Consider the following 215-nt stretch of genomic DNA (forward strand, 5'->3'; position numbering starts at 1 on the left):
GAGCTCGGCTCGTCCACGTGCAGCGTCCGCGGAAGCACACCCTCCCGCATCGCCATCACCATCTTGATCACACCGGCCACACCAGCAGCCGCTTGCGTGTGCCCGATGTTCGACTTGATGGACCCCAGCCACAACGGCCGATCCACCGACCGCCCCTGCCCGTACGTGGCCAGCAGCGCCTGCGCCTCGATCGGATCGCCGAGCGTGGTGCCCGT

General features: G+C 68.4%; 1 protein-coding gene. It reads right to left on the reverse strand.

The features are described 5' to 3' along the window. Positions 1 to 215: polyketide synthase (locus STRAU_RS34715; protein ID WP_037663917.1), on the reverse strand; the 215-nt coding region annotated here is incomplete at both ends.

The organism is Streptomyces aurantiacus JA 4570 (genome assembly GCF_000414115.1).
In the GTDB taxonomy this organism is placed as follows: domain Bacteria; phylum Actinomycetota; class Actinomycetes; order Streptomycetales; family Streptomycetaceae; genus Streptomyces; species Streptomyces aurantiacus_A.